Origin of the sequence: Mesorhizobium sp. M0563 (assembly GCF_040321065.1) — a bacterium.
Taxonomy (GTDB): domain Bacteria; phylum Pseudomonadota; class Alphaproteobacteria; order Rhizobiales; family Rhizobiaceae; genus Mesorhizobium.
Genome location: NZ_JAMYQV010000002.1, coordinates 483,050 through 503,842 on the forward strand (window position 1 = coordinate 483,050; position 20,793 = coordinate 503,842).

Annotated in this window: 20 protein-coding genes and 1 pseudogene; 4 read left to right on the forward strand and 17 right to left on the reverse strand. The window is 60.7% G+C overall.

Annotated elements, in window-relative coordinates:
• Nucleotides 1-70 precede the first annotated feature (70 nt).
• On the forward strand, nt 71-1,111 hold the full coding sequence (locus tag NKI50_RS05065; protein WP_352715603.1) for an LLM class flavin-dependent oxidoreductase: 1,041 nt from the start codon (nt 71-73) through the stop codon (nt 1,109-1,111).
• Between the two features lie 598 nt (nt 1,112-1,709).
• Here NKI50_RS05065 and NKI50_RS05070 read toward each other — a convergent pair.
• The 15 genes from NKI50_RS05070 to nifS all read right to left on the reverse strand — a co-directional run bounded on the left by NKI50_RS05070 (nt 1,710) and on the right by nifS (nt 17,602).
• Nucleotides 1,710-3,605, reverse strand: coding sequence for an ABC transporter ATP-binding protein (locus NKI50_RS05070; RefSeq protein WP_352715606.1), 1,896 nt, complete (start codon nt 3,603-3,605; stop codon nt 1,710-1,712).
• Entirely contained in the window at nt 3,605-5,473 is a 1,869-nt protein-coding gene (locus NKI50_RS05075) for an ABC transporter ATP-binding protein (RefSeq protein WP_352715609.1), read from the reverse strand. Before NKI50_RS05075 ends, NKI50_RS05070 begins: the two co-directional genes overlap by 1 nt.
• 73 nt (nt 5,474-5,546) lie before the next feature.
• Nucleotides 5,547-6,452 carry an SIR2 family NAD-dependent protein deacylase gene (locus tag NKI50_RS05080; RefSeq protein WP_352715612.1) on the reverse strand — a complete coding sequence of 302 codons (906 nt, stop codon included), beginning with the start codon at nt 6,450-6,452 and terminating at the stop codon, nt 5,547-5,549.
• Nucleotides 6,453-6,490: 38 nt separating this feature from the next.
• Nucleotides 6,491-6,703, reverse strand: coding sequence for a putative nitrogen fixation protein NifT (gene nifT, locus NKI50_RS05085; protein WP_023678250.1), 213 nt, complete (start codon nt 6,701-6,703; stop codon nt 6,491-6,493).
• Entirely contained in the window at nt 6,700-7,020 is a 321-nt protein-coding gene (locus NKI50_RS05090) for a nitrogen fixation protein NifZ (protein ID WP_352450751.1), read from the reverse strand. The genes nifT and NKI50_RS05090 overlap by 4 nt, the downstream gene beginning before the upstream one ends.
• A gap of 99 nt (nt 7,021-7,119) precedes the next feature.
• Nucleotides 7,120-7,314 (reverse strand): 4Fe-4S dicluster domain-containing protein, encoded by a 195-nt coding sequence (locus tag NKI50_RS05095; RefSeq protein ID WP_023678248.1) that lies wholly within the window; start codon nt 7,312-7,314, stop codon nt 7,120-7,122.
• A 32-nt stretch (nt 7,315-7,346) separates the two neighbouring features.
• Complete coding sequence (gene nifB, locus NKI50_RS05100; RefSeq protein ID WP_352705465.1) at nt 7,347-8,825, reverse strand: nitrogenase cofactor biosynthesis protein NifB; 1,479 nt, start codon at nt 8,823-8,825, stop codon at nt 7,347-7,349.
• A gap of 237 nt (nt 8,826-9,062) precedes the next feature.
• A complete protein-coding gene (gene nifA / locus NKI50_RS05105) occupies nt 9,063-10,826 on the reverse strand; it encodes a nif-specific transcriptional activator NifA (RefSeq protein ID WP_352715615.1) in 1,764 nt (587 codons plus the stop codon).
• A 182-nt stretch (nt 10,827-11,008) separates the two neighbouring features.
• Nucleotides 11,009-11,308, reverse strand: coding sequence for a ferredoxin family protein (locus tag NKI50_RS05110; RefSeq protein WP_023678245.1), 300 nt, complete (start codon nt 11,306-11,308; stop codon nt 11,009-11,011).
• A gap of 11 nt (nt 11,309-11,319) precedes the next feature.
• The gene (locus NKI50_RS05115; RefSeq protein ID WP_352705467.1) at nt 11,320-12,627 is read right to left on the reverse strand and encodes an FAD-binding protein; all 1,308 of its coding nucleotides are present in this window, start codon (nt 12,625-12,627) and stop codon (nt 11,320-11,322) included.
• Between the two features lie 9 nt (nt 12,628-12,636).
• Nucleotides 12,637-13,746, reverse strand: a complete 1,110-nt coding sequence (locus NKI50_RS05120) for an electron transfer flavoprotein subunit alpha/FixB family protein (protein WP_352705426.1) — start codon at nt 13,744-13,746, stop codon at nt 12,637-12,639.
• Between the two features lie 18 nt (nt 13,747-13,764).
• Complete coding sequence (locus tag NKI50_RS05125) at nt 13,765-14,616, reverse strand: electron transfer flavoprotein subunit beta/FixA family protein (RefSeq protein ID WP_352705428.1); 852 nt, start codon at nt 14,614-14,616, stop codon at nt 13,765-13,767.
• A gap of 186 nt (nt 14,617-14,802) precedes the next feature.
• Complete coding sequence (gene nifW, locus NKI50_RS05130) at nt 14,803-15,183, reverse strand: nitrogenase stabilizing/protective protein NifW (RefSeq protein WP_352715618.1); 381 nt, start codon at nt 15,181-15,183, stop codon at nt 14,803-14,805.
• Nucleotides 15,180-16,388, reverse strand: coding sequence for a homocitrate synthase (gene nifV, locus NKI50_RS05135; RefSeq protein WP_352715621.1), 1,209 nt, complete (start codon nt 16,386-16,388; stop codon nt 15,180-15,182). Before nifV ends, nifW begins: the two co-directional genes overlap by 4 nt.
• A complete protein-coding gene (nifS, locus tag NKI50_RS05140) occupies nt 16,385-17,602 on the reverse strand; it encodes a cysteine desulfurase NifS (RefSeq protein ID WP_352705434.1) in 1,218 nt (405 codons plus the stop codon). The genes nifV and nifS overlap by 4 nt, the downstream gene beginning before the upstream one ends.
• On the opposite strand from nifS, the gene NKI50_RS05145 reads away from it, so the two are divergent.
• A complete protein-coding gene (locus tag NKI50_RS05145; RefSeq protein ID WP_352705436.1) occupies nt 17,601-17,993 on the forward strand; it encodes a hypothetical protein in 393 nt (130 codons plus the stop codon). The two genes, nifS and NKI50_RS05145, sit on opposite strands and share 2 nt — an antisense overlap.
• 69 nt (nt 17,994-18,062) lie before the next feature.
• On the opposite strand, the gene NKI50_RS05150 is transcribed toward NKI50_RS05145, so the two are convergent.
• Complete coding sequence (locus NKI50_RS05150) at nt 18,063-18,383, reverse strand: HesB/IscA family protein (protein ID WP_352715624.1); 321 nt, start codon at nt 18,381-18,383, stop codon at nt 18,063-18,065.
• A gap of 588 nt (nt 18,384-18,971) precedes the next feature.
• Between NKI50_RS05150 and hemP the strand changes: the two genes are divergently transcribed.
• Nucleotides 18,972-19,076: a hemin uptake protein HemP gene (hemP, locus tag NKI50_RS05155; protein ID WP_023678236.1), complete on the forward strand. Its 105-nt coding sequence runs from the start codon at nt 18,972-18,974 to the stop codon at nt 19,074-19,076.
• Nucleotides 19,077-19,108: 32 nt separating this feature from the next.
• Nucleotides 19,109-20,176, forward strand: coding sequence for a hemin-degrading factor (locus NKI50_RS05160; protein ID WP_352715626.1), 1,068 nt, complete (start codon nt 19,109-19,111; stop codon nt 20,174-20,176).
• Nucleotides 20,177-20,303: 127 nt separating this feature from the next.
• Here the strand turns inward: NKI50_RS05160 and NKI50_RS05165 are convergent.
• A pseudogene (locus NKI50_RS05165) lies at nt 20,304-20,641 on the reverse strand (hypothetical protein); the annotation flags it as partial.
• Nucleotides 20,642-20,793 lie beyond the last annotated feature (152 nt).

Consider the following 20,793-nt stretch of genomic DNA (forward strand, 5'->3'; position numbering starts at 1 on the left):
ATTGCTATCTAGACTTGCTTGGTCACCCAAGCACGACAACATTTTTCTTTAAAATCGGGGACAATATCGAGTGACAAACGTCTTTCCTTCAAACCTAGCCTTCGGCATCTTCGATCATCTGGACGAGGACGGCCTCGATATCGCCCGGCAGTACGAAGATCGCCTGATATTAGCAGAGGCGTGCGATCAGCTAGGGTTCTATGCCTATCATCTCGCAGAGCACCACTGTACCCCCCATGGGAGAGGTCCATCGCCGAATCTGTTCTTATCGAGCGTCGCCCAGCGCACCCGGCGCCTGCGTCTCGGACCCTTGGTGATGCTGCTTGCGCTTTATCATCCGCTGCGTGCGTTCGAAGAGATCTGTATGCTGGACCAGTTGAGCGGTGGCAGGCTCGAACTGGGCATAGGGCGCGGTGCTCTCCCGATCGAATTGGGTTACTTCGGGATTGGTGCGGACGCGGTGCCGGGCCGCTATGCGGAAGCCAGCGAAATTCTTGTTGAAATACTTGTTAATGCCATGAAGGTTGGCACGCTGTGCTATCAAGGCCGCCATTTTGAGCTCAATGACGTTCCTTTGACGCTAAGACCTCATCAGCGTCCACATCCGCCGACATGGGTCGCCGCGAATCGACCCGAGTCCGCAGCCTGGGCCGCTGCGAATGGAGCAAACATCGCGTGTGTAGGGCCTTCCTCTTCTGTTCGCAAAACTACAGATGCCTTCCGCGCCTATCGAGAGGACAACACTGACACCGGCGATCGAGCGCCATTTATTGGATTGCTCCGCATGGTCGTGGTTGGGCGTTGTGACACACATGCCTATTCGCTCGCGGCACCTGCTTACGAACGATGGCTCAAGAGCTTCCAATTCCTTTACGAGCTTAACGCTATCCCCACTCCACCAAACCTGCCGCTGACCTTCGATGCGGCAGTCGAGAGTGAATTGTGCGTGGTAGGATCAGCAGCGTCTGTGCGAGAAGCTCTGCTTGGTCAGTTGGAAGAGGCAGGTGCCAACTACCTTCTTTGTCAACTGGCATTTGGGAATCTGCCGCTAGACGCTTCCCTATACACCGCGACGACCATTCAATCCGAAATCATGGCTCGAGTTGGCTGACCAGGCAATTTTCGGAAGGTAAAAATAGCAGCGCTCCCTGGCATCCACGTGCTCGAGCGTGCACGTGGTGGAGACGGCAAGATCGGGACGGAGGCCAAACTGACGCACGAGCGGCAGCACAGATTGCCGTGTTTGTGCGTTGGCTGGCGTCTAGGCTCCGTGTGAGCCTGCACGATCCTAAGGAGATGATGGCCGAGCGCGTCACGGTGCCGGCACGCGTCTGCTCGTCGCGCTCGCGCTAGTCGTTGCACATAGCCCGCCGCAGAGCTTCTTCTCGCCCGGGGCGGCGCCGGTGCGGCGCCCAGATCCAGCTTCATCAGCGGCTCGGCGGTAGCAAAGCCGTCACTCGCTACGGCGCTGTTGAGGGCGCGCTCGCGAGCGGGTTTGCTACGCCGAGGGACACCACCTGGAGCGAGTTCGCCCGATGTCGCGGCGTGCACCGCGGCCGGATAACGACGCTGGAGGAAATCGTTCGCAGCCGGTCTTCACGATCCGCGCGAGTGCTTTGCATGAATGCTGCCTGCTTCCTCGTCTGCGGCGGCCCGAGTGTCCGCCGGCACGCCCGAGTCAATGCCAGTACCACAAGGCCGGCAAGACGTCAGGTCTGGGAGCCAGCTTGTACGGTCGTATCGTATTCGGGAATGTCGTCGAAGGAGGCGTAGTTGAGATTGTAGAGTTTGGAATAGAGGCCCCCCGTGGCTATTAGCTGATCGTGGTTGCCAGCCGCAATAACTTGGCCATTCTGAAGCACGATGATGCGGTCGGAACCCCGGATCGTGGCAAGACGGTGGGCGATCACGAGGCCAGTACGGCCTTCAAGCAGCTTTATCAGAGCCTTCTGAATCTGCATTTCCGTGTAGCTGTCGATGTTGGCGGTAGCTTCGTCGAGCACGAGGATCTTGGCGTCGGCGACGAGGGCGCGGGCGAAACTGATAAGCTGGCGCTGTCCGAGAGATAAGTTGTCGCCGCGTTCGCCAAGTTGGGTCTCATACCCGTCGGCGAGGCTCATGATGAAGTCGTGGGCGCCGACCGCCTTGGCCGCCTCGATCACCTTGTCTCGCGTGGCCTCTGTCTTGTGGTATCGAATGTTCTCGAAGACCGTCCCGGTGAACAGGAATGGCTCCTGCAGCACCATGGCGACCTGGCGGCCGAGCGATTCCTGAGTGAGATCGCGCACATCATATCCACCGACCAGCACTTGGCCCTGCTGAACATCATAGAAGCGGTGGACCAGGGCCATCGCACTCGATTTGCCAGAACCGCTCGGCCCGACCAGTGCGACCGTCTCGCCGGGATTGACCCGGAAGGAAACATTTTTCAGCACCGAACGGTTCGGATTGTAGCCGAAGGTGACGTCCCTGAACTCGACCGAGCCGTCCATTTCGGGCGAAAGCACCTCGGCATTGGGTTTGTCCTGAACATCGATCTTGACGTCGAGCACATCGGCCAGGCGCTTGCCTGAGGCCATGGCGCGCTGCATGACCGAATATTGCAGGGTGAGTGAGCGGATCGGGTCAAAGAAGCGCTGGATGTAAAATAGGTAGGCAACCAATACGCCCACATCTATGCGGCCATTCAGGACCATCGAGCCGCCGACCACAATAACGGCGGCCATGGCGAGGCCGGTGAGGCCATCGACGATAGGCACCATGACCAGTGCATATTTGGCAGCGATCAGGTGGGTCCTGAGGTTGGCATGGGCCTTGTCGTCAAAAAGGATGAAATTCACCTGCTGGCGGTCCATGGACTGGACGGTGCGCACGCCGTGAATGGCTTCGGCCTGCGCGCCGTTGACGACGGAATTAGTCTCGTGTGCAGCCATGAAGGCGGCGCGGGCACGCGGCAGCCAGACAATGCGGACGATCACCAGGACCGGCAGAACCGAGAGCGTCAGGAGGCCGAGGCGGAAGTCGAGCCACAGCATTAGGAAAACGATGCCGAAGAGAAGCGCAACATCGCCTACGGAATATACCGAGGTTTCGAGGAATTCCTGTATGGAGTTGACGTCGCCTTGCAGGCGCGACATGAGGCGTCCGACCTCGGTCTTGTCCATGAAGGAGAGCGAGACCTTCTGCAGATGGCCAAACATGGCGCGGCGGATGTCGAACAGGACAGTTTCGGCCACTTTCCCAACCACGGTTTCCTGCATGTAGCCGGCAGCGAAATTGACCAAAATCGCCAAAACGAACGCGCCGACGGCCGCAAGCTGGGCTGAGCGATCGTTCCTTGCCGGGTTCATGCCCTGGTCGATCGCGTAGCTGATGATCAACGGGATGAGAAGCTGCGTCCCGGTGAAGATCAGCATTGCTGCAATCGTGATGACTACCCTGGCCCGATAGGGACGGACGAAGGCCCAGATGCGCCGGAGGATGCTCTTGTCGAAAGCCCGGCCGAACATCTCCTCCTCGATGCGGTGCGAGCCGACAACCGCGCGCGGAGGGCGTCTGCCGTCGTCACGGTCGGCTTCGAGTTCGCCGGCGCGGCCCTGGGCCATCAGCGGGCGTCCCCATACTGGGTCATAATGTCATCACCCGGGCGCGTCTGGAGATCGTAAAGGGCCCTGTAGCGTCCCCGCTTCGCCAAAAGCTCTTGATGCGTGCCGCGTTCTACGATTTCGCCGTTATCGACAAAAAGGATCTGATCGGCATGCATAAGCGCACTCAGCCGGTGCGCGATGATGATCGTCACCCGATCCTTGGCGAAGCGCCGCATCGCCGCGCGGATGCGCTGCTCGGTGCCGGCATCGATCGCGGCCGTTGAGTCGTCGAAAACGACGACGGAGGGGCGCAGCATCATGGTGCGAGCAATCGTGAGACGCTGGCGCTGGCCGCCAGAGAGAGAGACGCCGCGTTCGCCCACGACCGTCTCGTAGCCTGCTGGGAGCCCGAGGATGTAGTTGTGGAGCTGGGCGAATTCGCCAGCGCGTTCTATTCGCTGTCTCTTCGCCCAGGGATCGCCATAAGCGATGTTGTTCTCGATCGTGGTGGTGAATAGGAATGCATCCTGCTGTACGACGGCGACCGCCTTGCGAAGCGTCGCGAGGGTGACATTACGTATGTCCTGGCCGTCCAGCGTGATGGCGCCACCGGTCACGTCGTAAAAGCGGGGGACCAGATGAGCCATCGTCGATTTGCCCGAACCCGGCGGACCGACGATCGCGATCGTCTCGCCTCTACGGGCCTCAAAGCTGAGGTTCTTCAAAATGGCGCGGTTTTCGGCGCTGGGGTACGCAAATGAGACATTGTGGAAGCGCAGAGTGCCGTCGCTTATCTCGAGCGGTCTGGCCTCGAGAGCATCCCTGATTGTGATCTCCTGGTCGAGGAGACCGAAAAGCCGCGAACCGCAGCTAGAAGCGCGGGCAAAGGCATTGACCATGAGGCCGATCTGGCGGACTGGCATTTGCAGGATTGTCATAAAGGTCAGGAAGGTCGCCACCGTTCCGACGCTGATCTCGCCAGCGACGAGCCTGCTGCCACCGATCCAGAGCACCAATCCCATTGCGAAAAAGAAGGACAAGGTCATCGCCGACGTGCTGGGCACGTAGATGTCAACTCGGTCGTGGGCGAGGTCGAGCGCGTTCTTGGAAGCGCCGTCGAACTTCAGCATCTCATAGGCTTGAGACGCAAAAGCGCGGACCACGCGGATGCCTGCGAGATTTTCCTCCATCACGCGGCTTAGTACCGAAAGCCGCTCATGCAGGTCGAGCCAGGTGGCGCGCAGCCTAAGCTGTGTGGCCGATGAGCGCCAGGCGACAAAAGGCACGAAGCTCAGCGCGACCAGGCCGAGCATGGGATCGGTCGAGATCATCATGTAGGCGCCGATCCCGATCAGCATGGTGAGCAGGAGCACGCGAACGAGCGCGGTGGAAAAATACATCCGCACGCCTTGGAGATCGAGCATTCCGATGGTGATCAGATCGCCTGAATGGACCCGGTCGTGAAAGGAAAAGCTGAGACGCTGGATCTTGTCGTAGTAGGCGAGCCGCAGTTCGTACGCGACATGATGCCCGACGGCTTCGGCAAAATAGTTCTGCGCCATCGTGAAAAGGCCGCGTAGCGCGCTGACGGCGAGCAGCAGGAGAGCCGGGGTCCAGAGCGCTTGTCCTGCCGCGGTCCCCGCGACACCGCCCCCAATGGCTGTCTGGGTCTGGTCGACAGCCCGGCCGAGAAGCTGGGGAATGAGCAACTGGAGGATTGCCGCCATGATCGTCGAGCCCATAGCGAAGGCGACCTGCCAGGGATGCCGCAAATTCATACGCGTGATGCGCAACAGCGTACTCAAATCCCGGCCCCAGGGCGCCGCTTCCACATGGGTCAACGAATTCAGAGCGTTCGTTGCGCTGCCGATAGCATCACTGCTCACGGGTGTATTCCCGACTGCATTTTGCGCCTTCGAGGCAAGCCGAAGGACCAATCATCAAGGGGGCCCGCCATTGTTAATCCTGTCCACCACCTGCAGCAGTGCCCGTTCCTATAAGCCGAGCCGCGGCTTCACTTACTGGCATGTCGATCACCGTGATTCCGCTTGCCGCAAGGAAACGCGCTTCGTTTCTGGTCAGCGTTTCCGCGTCCATTACCGCGCAATGTGGACCTCGGGAGCGCTTCATGATCTGCCTGGCGTAGGTGCGCAGCATCTGATCGTTGAAGCGGCAGCCAACGAAGAAAAATCCACGGGTGATGCGCCGTTCCTTCACCACGTCTGGGATCGGTGACTGGATATCGATTTCGGTCAGGACTTCGACATAGTCGGAATCTGCGACGAGAAAGTTTTGCGCCGGCCCAATACTCCCGTGAGGTGTATAGAGAACCGTCTTTGCCCCCGATCGGGGGTCGAGTTCCCTCCCGGACAAATCGTAGGTTTTCGTCCAAATGTTACCGATTTCGTTCGCCCGCGTGACGCCTTGTATCTCAACGACGTCCGTTCGGCCGGTCTCTACGAGAGCCGTGCGCATCGCGCCGTCGTACCAGCTGTCGACGATGAGGGAGAGCGGCAGCCTTGCGAGCCAGGCGTGGAGGAGGGTAGGCGCCACCGGCGCTGCGAATATGTCGGTCATCCAAGCTTGAAGCGTCCGGCGATGCCGGCGCTGTTCGATGAACTGCGCAACCGACCACATATTGGTGCGGATCCTGGAAGGGGCTGGCGCCCGTGCATTGAGTGCCGCGGCAACGACCTCGGGCGTATGCGGCACAGGCGGTTCCGCACAGTTGAACCCAAGAAGACCCGGACCGAGATAGGGGATCACCTGATCGGCGGCGAGCGCTTCCTTCGCCAGGTCAAGCAGCTTTTCGGCAAAACTGTCCCGCACGATGACCAGGTGGCCCGATGTCAGGATCGTGTTCATGCTCGTTTCCTCGCGACGCACCTTATGAACGGGCAGCATCAGTCCTCTTCGGAAACCTTCCTTGCCTCGACGGTGATCGGCAGACGCGTATCCCGTGGAAGATCGGGTAGGAGGAGCCGCCACCCGTTCCTGAGCGTCACAGTTCCGCCCCACAACTCTTCCTTCTCGAGCTTGATGATCGGCTCTTCGAGGTCCTTCTTCGGGACATACGCCGACAAGCCAGCATCGGTCCTGCGGATCATGACTTTCATCTGGCCGTCCCTTCATTGGTATTGCTATCAGCACTGCAGGGCACCTCGGCTTTGTCGAGGCTCATCAGTTCACGCGCTCGCATGCCGACGACTGTGCCACGGTCGATCCATTCGACCGCATAGATGAAGAACTGCTGGAGAAAGGTGCCAATGTCGCGCACATATCCCTCGTCGCCCTTCCGCACGAGATTTTCGCCGATCTCCCTGCCAGGATAGGTGCCGTCATTCTTTATGTGGCGAGTGGCACGTACCCGCTCTCCCGGCATGAATCGTGGAGGCCTGCGGATTTCGACCTCCTCTTCGCGTCCGAGCGACATGTCCGTTCCCTGATTTCTCTTGAGGCTGCAGATTGTGAACAAAGGCGTTCCAGGTGTCCTGCGAAGGCATCCCCGACCATGTCGGCGGCCCAATGTCCGTCACGCAGGAACGCAGGTCTTCGGCACCGGGCATACCGAGGCACATTGCTGCGCATCGAAGACCCCCTCGCATTCGGTGCACTTTTGCGGCTCGATCACATAGCTCTCGCCTTTGAACTTGATCGCGCCGGAGGGACACTCGAATTCGCAGGCGCCGCATTGGGTGCATTGGGATGCGATGATCTTGAAAGCCATTTTAACTCCTGGTCCGAATGGATGAGACGCGCTCAGGCCGTCGCCGCGAGTGCGGGGGTCCCAGACGCGGCCGCGTAAATCGCGCTGATTGCGGTCTCGAGATAGTCGTGGGCATATGCGTCGGTGGCTTGGATTCCAGCGTCGGCGAGCTGATCCTGCGGGCAGTTTCCGATCTTGGCGCACAGCACGATATCTATGCCTTCAAGCGCTGCGATGACGCCATCGAGGGCGGCTTCTCCGCCCCAGCCGCCGAGGCAATACTGCTCCACCTTCCGATGCCCGACAAAACTGATCCCTCTCGGCGAGGCTTGATAAACCTGGAATTCCTTCGCATGGCCGAAATGTTCATTGACGCGGCCGCCGCCCTTGGTCGCCACCGCGAAGAGAAGGGACTTGCCGGGGCTCGCTGCCTTGACCAATCCGATCGCTTCTCTCCTAGCCGCCACGTGATCACGGCGCTCCTCCGCGACCAGCTCCCGATAGGCCTTGCGATTGCTGGCATCGTAGGTGACCTCGCCGGGAATCCGGTCGACTGTGAATTCCTGGCCACGATCCTCTCCGAGCAGGCCGACGGCATCTGCCCGGCACTGCCGGCAGTGGCGCATCAACTGGGCGCCGCCTTCGACACGATCCTGAAGAGCCTTCATCTCCATTGCGTTTGGGCCGCGTTGCCCGCTCAGTCCGTAGTGCGTGCCGTGCGCCGGGTCCGAAATCAGCGGCATGAGGTTGTGCAGGAACGCGCCTCGCTCCTTGACCCATCTATTCACCTCGATCAGATGCTCATCGTTCACGCCGGGGATCATCACCGAATTGATTTTGGTGAGGATGCCGCGCGCGGTCAGCATCTCCAGACCCAACATCTGGCGCTCGTGCAGGATCCGGGCGGCTTCGATGCCGACGTAGCGGCGATGGTCGTAAAAGATCCAAGGATAGATCTTTGCACCGACCTCAGGGTCGACCATGTTGATGGTGATCGTCACGTGATCGACATTCATGTCGGCAAGCTCATCGACATGGTCCGGCAGCGCGAGCCCATTCGTGGAGATGCAAAACTTGATGTCTGGGATTTCCCTGGCGACTCGTTCGAACGTTGCCTTCGTCTTCTTCCAATCGTAACACGCATCGCCAGGTCCGGCGATGCCGACCACGGAAAGCTGCGGCACCTCGTTGGCGACCGCGATCACCTTGCGTAGCGCCTGGTCGGGCGTCAGCTTTTCGGAGACCACCCCAGGCCGGCTTTCGTTGGCGCAGTTATATTTGCGATTGCAGTAGTTGCACTGGATATTGCAGCCGGGCGCGACCGCGACGTGCATGCGCGCGAAATAGTGATGCGCCTCTTCTGAAAAGCAGGGGTGATCCTTGATCTTCTCCCAGATAGCCGGATCCGTGTCGTCCGGCTTTATCGACGAGCCGCAGGACGAAGACGCGCAGCCACCGGCTTGCACGGTGGCAAGCAACTCGTCATCGAATGTCGTGCTGAGGCTCTCAAGCGAAATTGCCGGTGCGGACATCGAACGGCTCCGTTGCTGGTGAATGTCGCAGTTCAAACCGCAAGAGCTATGCCAGCTCAAAGAGCGGTTTTGGTTCACGAATTGGCTTTCGTGTCGGATTCCGTGGGATTGCTCCGACACACCTTTGTCGGGCTTCCGACAGTGGACAAGCAAATCGGGTCGCGAAGGCTACCAGCCTTGGGCGCGCAGAGTGTGAGGGAGACTACTCCGGGCTTACGTTTGACGTCATCACGACGTCTAGAATTTCTTCACCTCGATACCATGCCGGCGCAGCGCGTAGCCGATTTGCCGCGGCGTGAGGCCGAGGATACGAGCCGCCCTGGCCTGAACCCAACCGGCCTTGTCCATCGCGTCGATCAGCCGGTCGCGTTCCGTCAGACGCGGGGGACAAGCGGGATCGTTCGGATCGCCCGCCGCAAGGGGAGATACCTTGCCTGCGGAGGCACCGATGCGACTGGCCGGCAGCCGCAATCCGACGGGCACTTCGTTGAACCGTGCGAGATCGTCGATGGCATTGCCGCCATTCGAGCGGTCGGCTCGCTTCCAGAGGAGCCAGGAAAGGCACTGGCTCTTCTTACAGGCGAAATCGGATGGCGTGATCGTCCTTGAACGCGCAAGTGTGGCCGTCCTTTGGACGCAGTTCTCCAGCTCGCGGACGTTACCAGGGAAGTAGCATTGCGAGATCAGGTCAAGCGCCGACGGCGCGAAGGCAAGTGCGCGATCGTTCTCCTTGTTGAATCGGTTGAGGAACGCGTTCGCAAGGCGTGGAATATCGCCGGGTCGCTCTCTGAGCGGAGGCAGGATAATTGGCACCACATTGATGCGGTAATAAAGGTCGGCCCTGAACTCCCCTTTTATGACGGCCGTCTCGAGGTCCTTGTTGGTGGCGCATATGAGGCGCACGTCGACCTGTAGCGTTTTGGTGCCGCCGACTCGCTCCAACTCGCCTTCCTGCAAGACACGCAACAGCTTGGCTTGAAAGGCCGGCGAAATCTCGCCGATTTCATCAAGTAGCAGCGTTCCCTCATTTGCCAATTCAAAACGACCGGCGCGCTGGGAGATAGCACCCGTGAAAGCGCCCTTTTCATGCCCAAACAGTTCTGACTCCAGAACGCTTTCAGACAGTGCGGCGCAGTTCAATTTGACGAAAGACCTCTTCCTCCGACGTGAGAGCTTATGGATGGCTTGCGCAAAGAATTCCTTGCCGGTGCCGCTTTCACCCCGCAGAAGCACGGTGGAATTGGTCCCTGCTACGACCGAGACGGTTTCGAGCACCTGCTTGAGTGCGGGGCTTTCCCCGATGATCCCGTCGATTTTGGCATCCGCATGCCGGGCAGGGTCGTAGGTCCTCCCCTCGTTGGGCGATTTCTCCGGTCTCCATTGTTCATGGACAGACCGCTGACGATCTGTACTCAGGGTGCGATGGAGACGGATGGTCCGGCCGACAAGGTTGGCGACCATCGTCAGGAAGTATGTGTCCTCGTCGTCGCGAAAGTCGGTGACGCCGTCTCCGGCGCGGTCGATCGACAATGTCCCAAGGATCTTATGATCAGCCTTTAGCGGGATACCGATAAAGGCAATTGGGATGGTCCCGCTGCTCGAAGACGTTTGAAGGTCAGCCTGAAATAGTTGGGACTTGCGGACGTCCGGTATGAACAGCGGCGTCCCCGTAGCGACGATTTGATCTGTTATGGCCTGTGGTATGACGCGGCGAGTGCCTGATTGAGGTGCGTGGATGTTGCCGGCAGTTGCGGCAATCTCCGGCTCTCCTTCAGCGTCCAGGACGACGATTGCTCCGTGACGCATCTGCAGAAACGAAGGCAGGATGTTCACGACATTGGCGAGCGTAATCTCCAGCTCGGTGGGGGCGGTCAGCACCTTCGATATCTCGTAGAGTCCCCTGAGCGCGATATCTGCTTGGGGCATGCTTTTGATGGGCGGTTCAGGGCGGGTATCCCGAGGTGCTACCTCGTCGACCCGATCTTGCGGTACGTGAGCCATGGAAACACCTCAGGGGTTGTCGTCCAGAGTGCTCCTCCTTTTGAATCTGAGTCTGAATTCTGAAAGCACACTATTCACGAGCTTCTCTTCGTTGCGAGGCGATTCCAGCAAAGATAGACTTGGCCTTGGTCCCGACCTTAGGTGTACCAAGATTGACCCTGTTGATACGGTGCGTGCCTCAGTCATCCGAATTTGAAGAGGACTCCGAAGCCGCCGCGTGGATAGTTCCACTCGATCTCGCCACTGGTCTCACACAAAATCCGGCAGGTGCCGCACTCCATGCAGCCGTCGGCAGTGATCTCCACTTGACCTTTGTCGTTCAACTCATAACATTTCGCCGGGCAGACGTGGGTCAGCGCGAGCAAGTTCGCGCTTGGCCTCTCGTGCGGTCGCACTTTGATATGCGGACGGCCGGAATCCACCAAGTAGCGGTTCTGGTAAAGCTTGTCCTCGACACGTGACTTCGTCACTGCGATCGTCATTTCATCTCCCCTCAGCGCCACGCCAATGCAAGGCGGACCGCGTCGCTGACCAGCCCCCAGCGCGAGCGCGCCTTGATGAAGGCCGCCGTGGTCGCCTTTTCCTTCTCGATCTTCGGCATGCCGTCGACACGCATGAAGTTCTGCGCGGCTTGCGACATCAACCGCGGATAAGTCGTGAAGTAATTGCAGGAATTGGTGTGGAGCAAGGCCGGCATGTCTTTGTATTTCCTTAGGTCCTTGACCACGAAGGACTTGTCCAGCATGGCTTTGTAAAGGGCGAGATTCCGTTTGGTCATAGGACCGTTGCGGCTCCTGACCTCGATGATTGCCTCAGCCGCGATGCGGCCGGAGGTCATGGCGAGGTTCGAACCCTCGCGGTGAATGGCGTTGTTCAGTTGCGCGGCATCGCCGACCACGACCCAACCGTCGCCAAAGAGCTGCGGAATAGCCTTGTAGCCGCCTTCGGGAATGAGATGCGCGGAATATTCTTTCACTTCCGAGCCGGCGATCAGCGGCCGGATCGAAGGATGGGTTTTTAAGGCGTCGAGGAGGACGTAAGGGCTCTCGACCATCGCCGCGAAATCGGAGACGAGGCAGCCAATGCCCAGTGAGATCGACTCCTTGTTGGTGTAGAGGAAGCCGAGCCCGGCCATGCTGCGGGAGGTCGTGCCCACCGCCTCGATCACGCAGCCTTCATCGCCCTTGAGGCCGAACCGCTCCTCAATGACCTCTTCGGGCAGGAAATGCATTTCCTTGACGGCGAGCGCCACGGTTTGCGGCTTCGGCATCTCGCGCAGGCCGGCCCGCGTGCCAAGCAGCCCGGAAACACCTTCTGCGAGGACGACCACGTCCGCGTAGATGGCTCCGCCGGCCCGGTCTGTGCGGACGCCGATCACCCTGTCCTTGGCGTCACGGATGAGTTCCGTCACGGTCGTCTCGCACAGAACCGTCGCGCCGGCCTCGCGCACCTTACGCGAAAACCATTTATCGAACTGGGCACGAATGATCGTGTAGCGGTTGGGCTTCGCCTCATTGAAGTCGTCCGACCGATAGTGAATCCCGGTATGGGATGTGTCGTCCATCACCCAAAGCCGCTGTTCAACCAAATGCCGCTCGAGAGGCGCATCGTCCCGGAAATCCGGGATGATCTTCTCCAGCATGTTCGCGTACATGATGGCACCCTGGACATTCTTGGAGCCCGGATATTCACCCCGCTCCAACTGCAGCACCTTCAGGCCGTGGCTGGCCATGGTGTAAGCAGCTGCGTTTCCGGACATGCCGGCCCCAATAACAATGGCGTCGAATTGTTCCTCAATCATGTCCATCCCTTAGCTCGCAAGCTTATCGCGACTGTGGGGCGACAGCCGCCGGGTGAAGGCTTCCGTCAGTGCGGGCAGGAAGCGGATCGCGTCGGTGACGATCCCGAGGTGAGCGAAATCGAAAATCGGCGCGTTCGGGTCGGTGTTGATGGCCACGATGAGATCCGCCCCCTCCACGCCAACCCGATGCTGGACGGCGCCGGAAATCCCGGCCGCTATATAAAGCTTCGGCCGGATGGTCTTGCCAGTTTGGCCGATCTGCCGATCAGCTGGCATCCAGCCCTTCTGGACCAACGGGCGCGAACAGCCGTGCTCGGCGCCGATTGCTCGCGCGAGATTCTTCACAAGCTGCAGGTTCTCCGCCGCGCCTAGACCGAGGCCTCCCGCAACCACGACGTCGGCATAGGCAAGATTTGCCTTTGCCGACTGACTATCCGGCAGGAAGCCGAGGATTTTGGTAACGATCTCGTCCTCGGCTACCGAGAGCTTGTGCCGGATGACACGCCCGACCGGTTTATCCGCCCGCTGCGGCATGGGCATGACCCTCGGTCGCACTGTCGCCATCTGGGGGCGGAAATTGAGCGTATAGATCGTGCACAACAAGGAACCGCCGAAAGTCGGACGGGTGGCGGCGAGCGAACCGTCGGTATCCACATCGAGTTCGGTGCAGTCGGCCGTGAGCCCTGTCTGCAAGGTCGTCGCCACGGAGCCGGCAAGATCCCTGCCGAGTGTGGTGGCACCGAGAAGAAGGATCTCGGGTTTGTGGGTATCGACCAGATCCGTCATCGCCTTGGTGAAAGGCTCGTTCCTGTAGTCGGCGAGCAGCGGCTCCTCGACGATGTAGACCAGGTCGGCACCATAAGCGAAGGCTTCGGCAACGGCGTTCCCGATGGCCTCCCCCGGCGGTCCAAGCACGACGCCCGCAAGCTGGACCTGAAGCTTGTCTGCTAACATGCGGCCTTCGCCGAGCAGTTCGAATGATACGGGATGGACCTGACCGCGTTCGAGCTCGATGAAAACCCAAACGTGCCGGTAGTCCTTGAAATGCGCGGGCAGCTCCTTCTTTATGCCGGCACGGCCGGCGGCAGGGCGAGGGGTTTCTCGGTTCGCGTTCGACATCGTCTGATCCTTGCCCTCTCACGCGCCGCCGTTGAAGGCGAGCTCATGTTCCAATGCCGGCTGGCGGGTGAAGATTGCCGTGATGAGTTCGTCAGCGACATCGCGCAAAGCCATCTCGGCGGTGTCGATTTTTGCCGCCTTTTCCGCCCGCGCAGGAGGGGCGAAAACGCGCTTGACGACCGTCGGTGAACCGCGCAGGCCGCATTTGGTGAGATCCTCAATGCCGGCGTCGGCCGCACTCCATTTCAAGACCTGGCTGCGCGCGGCGCACAGGGCGTCCTGGATCGAGCCCCGGCGGATCTCGTTTGTGCCTTCCAGCATGGTGATGAGGCAAGGGAGCCTGCTCTTCAGCATCTGTGTGCCGCCTTCGGAGCGGCGCTCGACCTTGATCTCGCGTGCAGCAAGGTCAATAGAGGCGATCTTCGCGACATAGGTCAGTTGCAGGAGTGCGAGGCGCTTGGCGATGCCGGGCCCGACCTGGGCGGTGTCGCCATCGATCGTCTGCTTGCCGGTGAAGACGAGGTCTGGCGTGCCGAACGTCTCGCCAACCTTCGCGATTGCCTGGGAAAGGGCGAACGAGGTCGCCAGCGTGTCGGAGCCGGCAAAATAGCGGTCGGTCAAGAGCACCGCTCGGTCGGCGCCGTAACCGAGCGCCTTGCGCAGCGCGTCCTCTGCCATGGGCGGACCCATAGTGAGCACGGTGACTTCGCCACCGTAGGCGTCGCGCAGTCTGAGGGCTTCTTCGAGGGCGAACAGGTCGTAAGGGTTGATGATAGTCGGAACACCCTGGCGCATGATCGTGTTCGTCACCGGATGGACCCTTATCTGTGCCGAGTCCGGCACCTGCTTGATGCAGATTACGATGTGCATTGGCGGTTTCTCTAGGCTCCTGTCCGGATGCGGGCTTGGCGGTTGTCTCCTTGGTGCGCATCATTCGTGCCAACTGTTTTGCGTGCCCCTATTCCTAGAACTTCGGTTGGTTGCTTCTGAGGGCGCCGTGGTGATGACCGGATTTGTCGGCTTCTCGACATTGTCGCGTCGCAACCCGTGTCGCGGTCATTCCTGTCCGAACCGCTTCAGTACGGAGTCGAACGGGACAAAGGTGCGGCCCGGCGTGGCAGGTTTGTTCGGATCGTGGTCTTTGAGCACCTTGAAGACCCGATGCGTGAGTGGCGAGGAAATCACGAAGTCCTCGTAAGCGCGTTCGAGCGTCGCGCGCACCCGCGCGGCAATCACCTTGTCGGGCAGACCGGAGAAATCTTCTTCGGCAAGGTATTGGCCCACGCGCTTCATGATATGGAGCCGCGAGACATTCAGCACCTTCGGATCATAGGAGACGCCAAGGACTGCGAAGAACTCCTCCGCAGCCGACAGGCGCTTCAGTCGTGCGAGGATGTCGGTGACATCGATGGGGCGGCTGTCAGCGGAACAATTCATTGCATTCTCCCTGGTCGGAAAACTGTGGTGTCGGTGCGCTCGCGCACGGCTGACCTGGACCCGCACAGCTCCGCGAGGGATGCCTCGCTGCACATTCCATCGTAGAGCTCGACCAGTTGAGTTGCAGTGACGGTCGATTTGGTCTCGGCCGCCTCGCGCCGGACGCGGGCCACCATCGCGGCTGCTAGATCCGGGTCGAGATCGCGGCCGCTTTCGCTCAGCACATGGGCAATCGCAGTGGCGCCGGAATGCTTGCCGATGACCATACGCCGGCAGCGGCCCACGAGAGCCGGATCGAGCCCCTGATAAGTACGCGAGTCCTTCAGCAGCCCTGCGACGTGAATGCCGGATTCGTGCGTGAAAACATCGGCGCCGACGACCGGCTTAGTGGCCGCGGTCTGCCGGCGGGCGGCCCAAGCCACCTGGGCAGCGAGGTCGGGCAATGCGGTCAGCTCAATGCCGGTATCCGCGCGGTCGAGGACCGCCATCGCGGCGGCCACCTCTTCCAGCGCGGCATTGCCCGCACGCTCGCCGAGCCCCAGGACGGTGACGGAGCCATGGCGCGCGCCTGCGCGGATCGCGGCCAGCGTGTTGGCGGCAGCAAGTCCGAGATCGTTGTGGGCATGAAGTTCAAGGTCGATTGGAGACTGCGCCACGAGCTGGGCGACAAGTTCGAAGGTCGAAAACGCATCGAGAACGCCGACTGTGTCGGCTAGCCTGACGCGGCTTGCGCCGGCGCGTGCAGCCGTCTCGATGACGCGGGCGAGATGATCCCGATTGGCCCGCGAGGCATCCTCGCAGCCCACCGCGACGAAGAAGCCGGCGGCGGCTGCGCGCCTGACCATATGTTCGATGACCTGGAGCGCTCCCGCCTTATCGAGGCCGAGCTCGGCGGCAAGTTGGATGTCCGACGCAGGCAGCGATAGACTGACGGCGTGGACGCCGCTCTCGATCGCTGCATCGAGATCCAGCGACGTCATCCGGCACCAGGCCATGAGCCGAACCGGGAGACACCGCGCGACCACGGCGCGAATTGTTTCGATCTCGTCGGCGCCCATGACCGGCGTGCCGATCTCGATCTCTGTGACGCCGGCCGCCGCAAGAGACTCGGCGATCTCCAGCTTTTCCGTCGTGGTAAAGGCGACGCCGGGCGCCTGCTCGCCATCGCGCAAGGTCGTATCGTTGAGAAAGACATGACGGGTCATGAACGGTAGCCGGTTCTGCTGCCGCTCAGGCATAGACCGGATTGAACGTCTTCGGAGCTTCGCTTACCCGGCCCAGAACTGGGAAAGCCACGCAGCTTCTCCACGATTGCCGGCATGACCTCGAGCACCCGGTCGACGTCCGCTTCGCCGTTGTCCCGCGCCAAGGAGAAGCGGACTGCCGCGTGTGGCGTTTTCATCGCGCTCAGGACATGGCTCGGTTCCAGAGAGCCGGAGGTGCAGGCAGAGCCGGAGGAACACGCGATGCCCACGCGGCTGAGGAGGAGTGGAATTCCATCACTTTCGATATGTTCGAAGGAGATGTTTGCGGTGTTGGGCAACCGTTCCAGGGGATCTCCAGTGACACAGGTGCTTGGGATGCGCTGGAGAATCCCGTCCTCTAAACGGTCGCGGAGCGACTTTACCCGTGTGGTCTCGTCGTCCATGAATTTCAAGGCGAGTTCGGCCGCCATGCCGAGCCCGACTATGCCGGGCGTATTCTCGGTGCCAGCACGCCGGTTGTGTTCTTGGTGGCCCCCCTTGATCAGCGAGTGGAAATTGACGCCACGTTTTACGAAAAGCGCGCCGATCCCTTTCGGCCCGTGCAGCTTGTGGCCGGAGAGCGACAGCATGTCGATTGCGGTCGACTTCAGGTCCATCGGAAGCTTGCCGACCGCCTGCACAGCATCGGTATGGAAAAGGGCGCCCACTTCCTTGGCCAACTCGGCAAGCCTGGCGACGGGGAAGATCACACCAGTCTCATTGTTCGCCCACATTATCGAGACGATTGCCACCTGTGGGGTGAGGACGGCCATATAGGCGTCGAGGTCGAGCCGGCCACGGCAATCCACCGGGATCCTGTGCACCTTGACGCGGCGGGTCTTCTCAAGATGCGCGCAGAGCGTCAGCACGGCGGGATGCTCGACCGCGGACGTAACGATCTCGGTTCGGTTGGGCGCCGCCTCGAGCGCCGAAAGAAGCGCTGCATTGTCGCTTTCTGTCCCACCCGAGGTGAAGGTGATCTCATCGTCGAACTCCGCCCCGATCAGAGCTTGCAACTGCCTCCGCGCCTTTCTCACCGCCGCACTGACTGAGGCGCCAAGAGCGTGCGCCGACGAAGGGTTGCCGAATTGATCCCTAAAGAACGGCAACATCGCTTGCACGACCTCAGGATCGACCCGTGTGGTTGCGTTGTTGTCGAGGTAGACAGGTTTCATGTGCGATCCTCAGTTGACCGGAATGACGCGAGCGCGCGACCGGCTCATTGAGCCTCTGGCGTATGCCGTTGATGATGATGGGCCCGAACTGGCGGCCGGCGCGGACGCCCGAGAGTTTGACGTAGACCGGATCGGCGTCGGCATGGCCAAGTCCGCAGTCGCCGCCGTCAGCCCGCAGGTAAGGACGCCCGAACACGACAACGTTATCGATAAGCCGAATTTGGCGCAGCGGCGCGATTTGGCCGCCAGCAGCTTGGGTGCCACCAGGAACCGAACTGTTTCGGGAGGCGACGTTCTTTGCATCCTACCTGAAGCGATTGCCGGTCCCAAGATCGGCTTCGACCTTGCCTTGTTCTTGAGGACAGGGACATCTGTTGTGCCGGCCATATAAGCCTCCTCTGCCGCAAATGAGTCCGTCGGCGGCAATCGCTTCATGGACCCGCACAGGCGCTTCGGGCGATCAACTGAAGGACTTGCCGCAGCCGCACTTCTTGCGCGCGTTGGGGTTATCGAAGACAAAGCCGGAAGATTCGAGCCCGGTGAGGAAGTCGACGGTCATGCCGGCGACATGCGGTTGGGAGCCCGCGTCCACGAACAGCTTGATCCCATCTGTCTCGGTGATCGCGTCGCCCTCGCGCGACACGCTCTCCAGGCCCATTAAGTATTTGAAGCCGGCGCAGCCGCCGGCCTGGACCATGATGCGAAAGCCTTCCGCCGGCTCGCTGGCGCGGGAAAGAGCAGTCTTGATGGCGGCAACAGCGTTGTCGGTGAGCGTAATCATGGCTCCATTCTCCTCAGTCCGGGACCTGCTTGCGCATCACGTTGCATGCACCGTGCCAAAGCGAAAAAATGTTTCAATACAGCGCGGCATCTCTGACCCTGCGGTGGTTCTTGTGAGTCCATTGCTGCGAAGGTGTCGGCCAACCGACACGTACTGTCGGGTTTGTCGGGTCCGCCACGCGGGATGTTGGGCCTGAGTTGTTGGCTGAACTCACATTAAACCAATGACCATTACAGAAGACTCCTTCTGAGCTTGCTTCGGCGCAATTGGCACAGTTTTTGAAGCTCCACTGGCGAGGCGGCAAGAGACTGCCGATCCACAATCGTGTCGTGGGTGCCCTCGCGATCGATGCGGCAAAGCAAGGGAGCAACATGTCAGGACTGGGTCAGACACGCTTTGTTTGGCGAAGCAGCGCCGCCCGTGGCATCCGAATGACCGATTGGCCGATTGCGACAACACCCACAATCGCTCACCACCGCCCGGTGGCCACCGACCGGCTCGATGAGATTCCATCGGCATGTGCCTGCACGTGTCACTCGGGTCTCGCCGCTCCGATAGCACCCCCGGTTTTCGCGCGGGTGCGACGACGTGCGCACGCTGTCCAGCGACACTTTGTTCACGGGCCAGCAGCAGATCAGGGTCGAGCATTACGGCGCGCCCTATCGGCTGAAGATTCACCGGCAGGGCAGCTGATCCTCACACGTAGGTGGAAGCAGGGGTAAGACATGGACCAGCGCGAGAAACCGTCGCCGGACGAAATCCGGCGGGCGTGCGAAGACAATCCGAAAATCCGGGAGCATGATCTCGTCGCTCGATTGGGCATTTCGGAAGCCGAATTGGTCGCAGCGCATTGTGGTCACGGCGCGGTGCGCATCGAGCCGCGCGTCGATGATCTGCTGACCGGCCTCGAAGCGGTCGGCGAGGTGATGGCGGTCACCCGCAACCAAAGTGCCGTGCACCAAAAGATCGGCGTCTACGACAAAGTGGTCACCGGCAACCCGCATGCCATGGTGCTCGGCGACGAGATCGACCTGCGCATCTTCCCGAAAGCGTGGGCGTATGGCTTCGCCGTCGAGAAGCGCGAGGGAGCCGAGATCCGCCGCAGCCTGCAATTCTTTGATGCCACCGGCGAGGCGATGCACAAAGTACATCTCAGGCCCGCCTCGAACCTGCAGGCCTATCAGAATCTGGCGGCAGAGCTCGCATCCTCCGACCAGGAGCCGATCATATCGGTCGAGGCGAGCGGGGCGCGCGATAACGCAGTGAGTCCAGACCAAGCCGCCACGGTCGACGACCTACGCGAGCACTGGAGCCGGCTGAGCGACGTGCATCAGTTCTACCATATGTTGAAGGCACTGAAGCTCAGCCGCTGCCAGGCGATGCGTATGGCCGACGAGGATTACGCCTGGCTGCTCGACAATGATGCCGTTGGCGCCCTGTTCCAACAGGCGGCCGAAGACGAGATGCCGATCATGTGCTTTGTCGGCAATCATGGTTGCATCCAGATCCATTCCGGCCCGATCAAGTCGGTCAAGCAGATCGGGCCGCGGATCAATGTGCTCGACGAGACCTTCCATCTGCATCTTAGGACCCATCACATCCGCGAGGTCTGGGCCGTGCGCAAGCCGACGAGGGACGGTCACGTCACGTCCATTGAAGCCTATGGCGCCGACGGCAAGATGATCATCCAGTTCTTCGGCACGCGCAAGGAAGGCGAACGCGAGCGCAGCGACTGGCGGTTTCTGGCCGAGAGTCTGCCACGCGTTCCCGGTCCGACCGACAGGGATGGGTAGAGCCGACAGGCCCTCGGATTGAACCGGCCGCCATAGGACTCGGCACCACGTTCCGACAGCGGCTCGCGAGGAAATAATAGGTCCATGTGCGATAGAGCTTGCCGTCGTAGCGCATACGGCGGTCAGGGTGCACGCCGGAATTGACCGCAGCGATACAGTCAAGCTCGTCGTCGGCCGGACCGCTGCGCACGAGTGCATCACCGTCTAGCCGGAAATCCTTGCAGCGGCTCCGAGCGATATAACGCATACGCCATCAGTGCCGAACCGAAGCGCGGCTCGACCTTGTTGATAATTTCGATCATCGCGCGCAAGCGCCGCCGGGTCTTGTCGGACCGCACCCGATCCTTGCGCTGGATCGCGTCGTTGCTCAGTCCGGGCCGTGCGAGCGATCTCCTCGCTCGTCGACCGGAAGGCAGTGCAGCAGCAAGGTCGAACAGCCCGATGTCGCGGCCTCGACAAAACCAACCGTGGATGTCGGTTGTCGGACGTTGTCGCAAGAATGATGGACAGCTGATCATCAACTTAGCGGCGGCGGGCCCAGTGCAGGCTGGCATCGCTTGGTGCAGCGCCATGGGTACGCCTATCCGGCACGCGACTTGCTTTGACAATTTGATCAG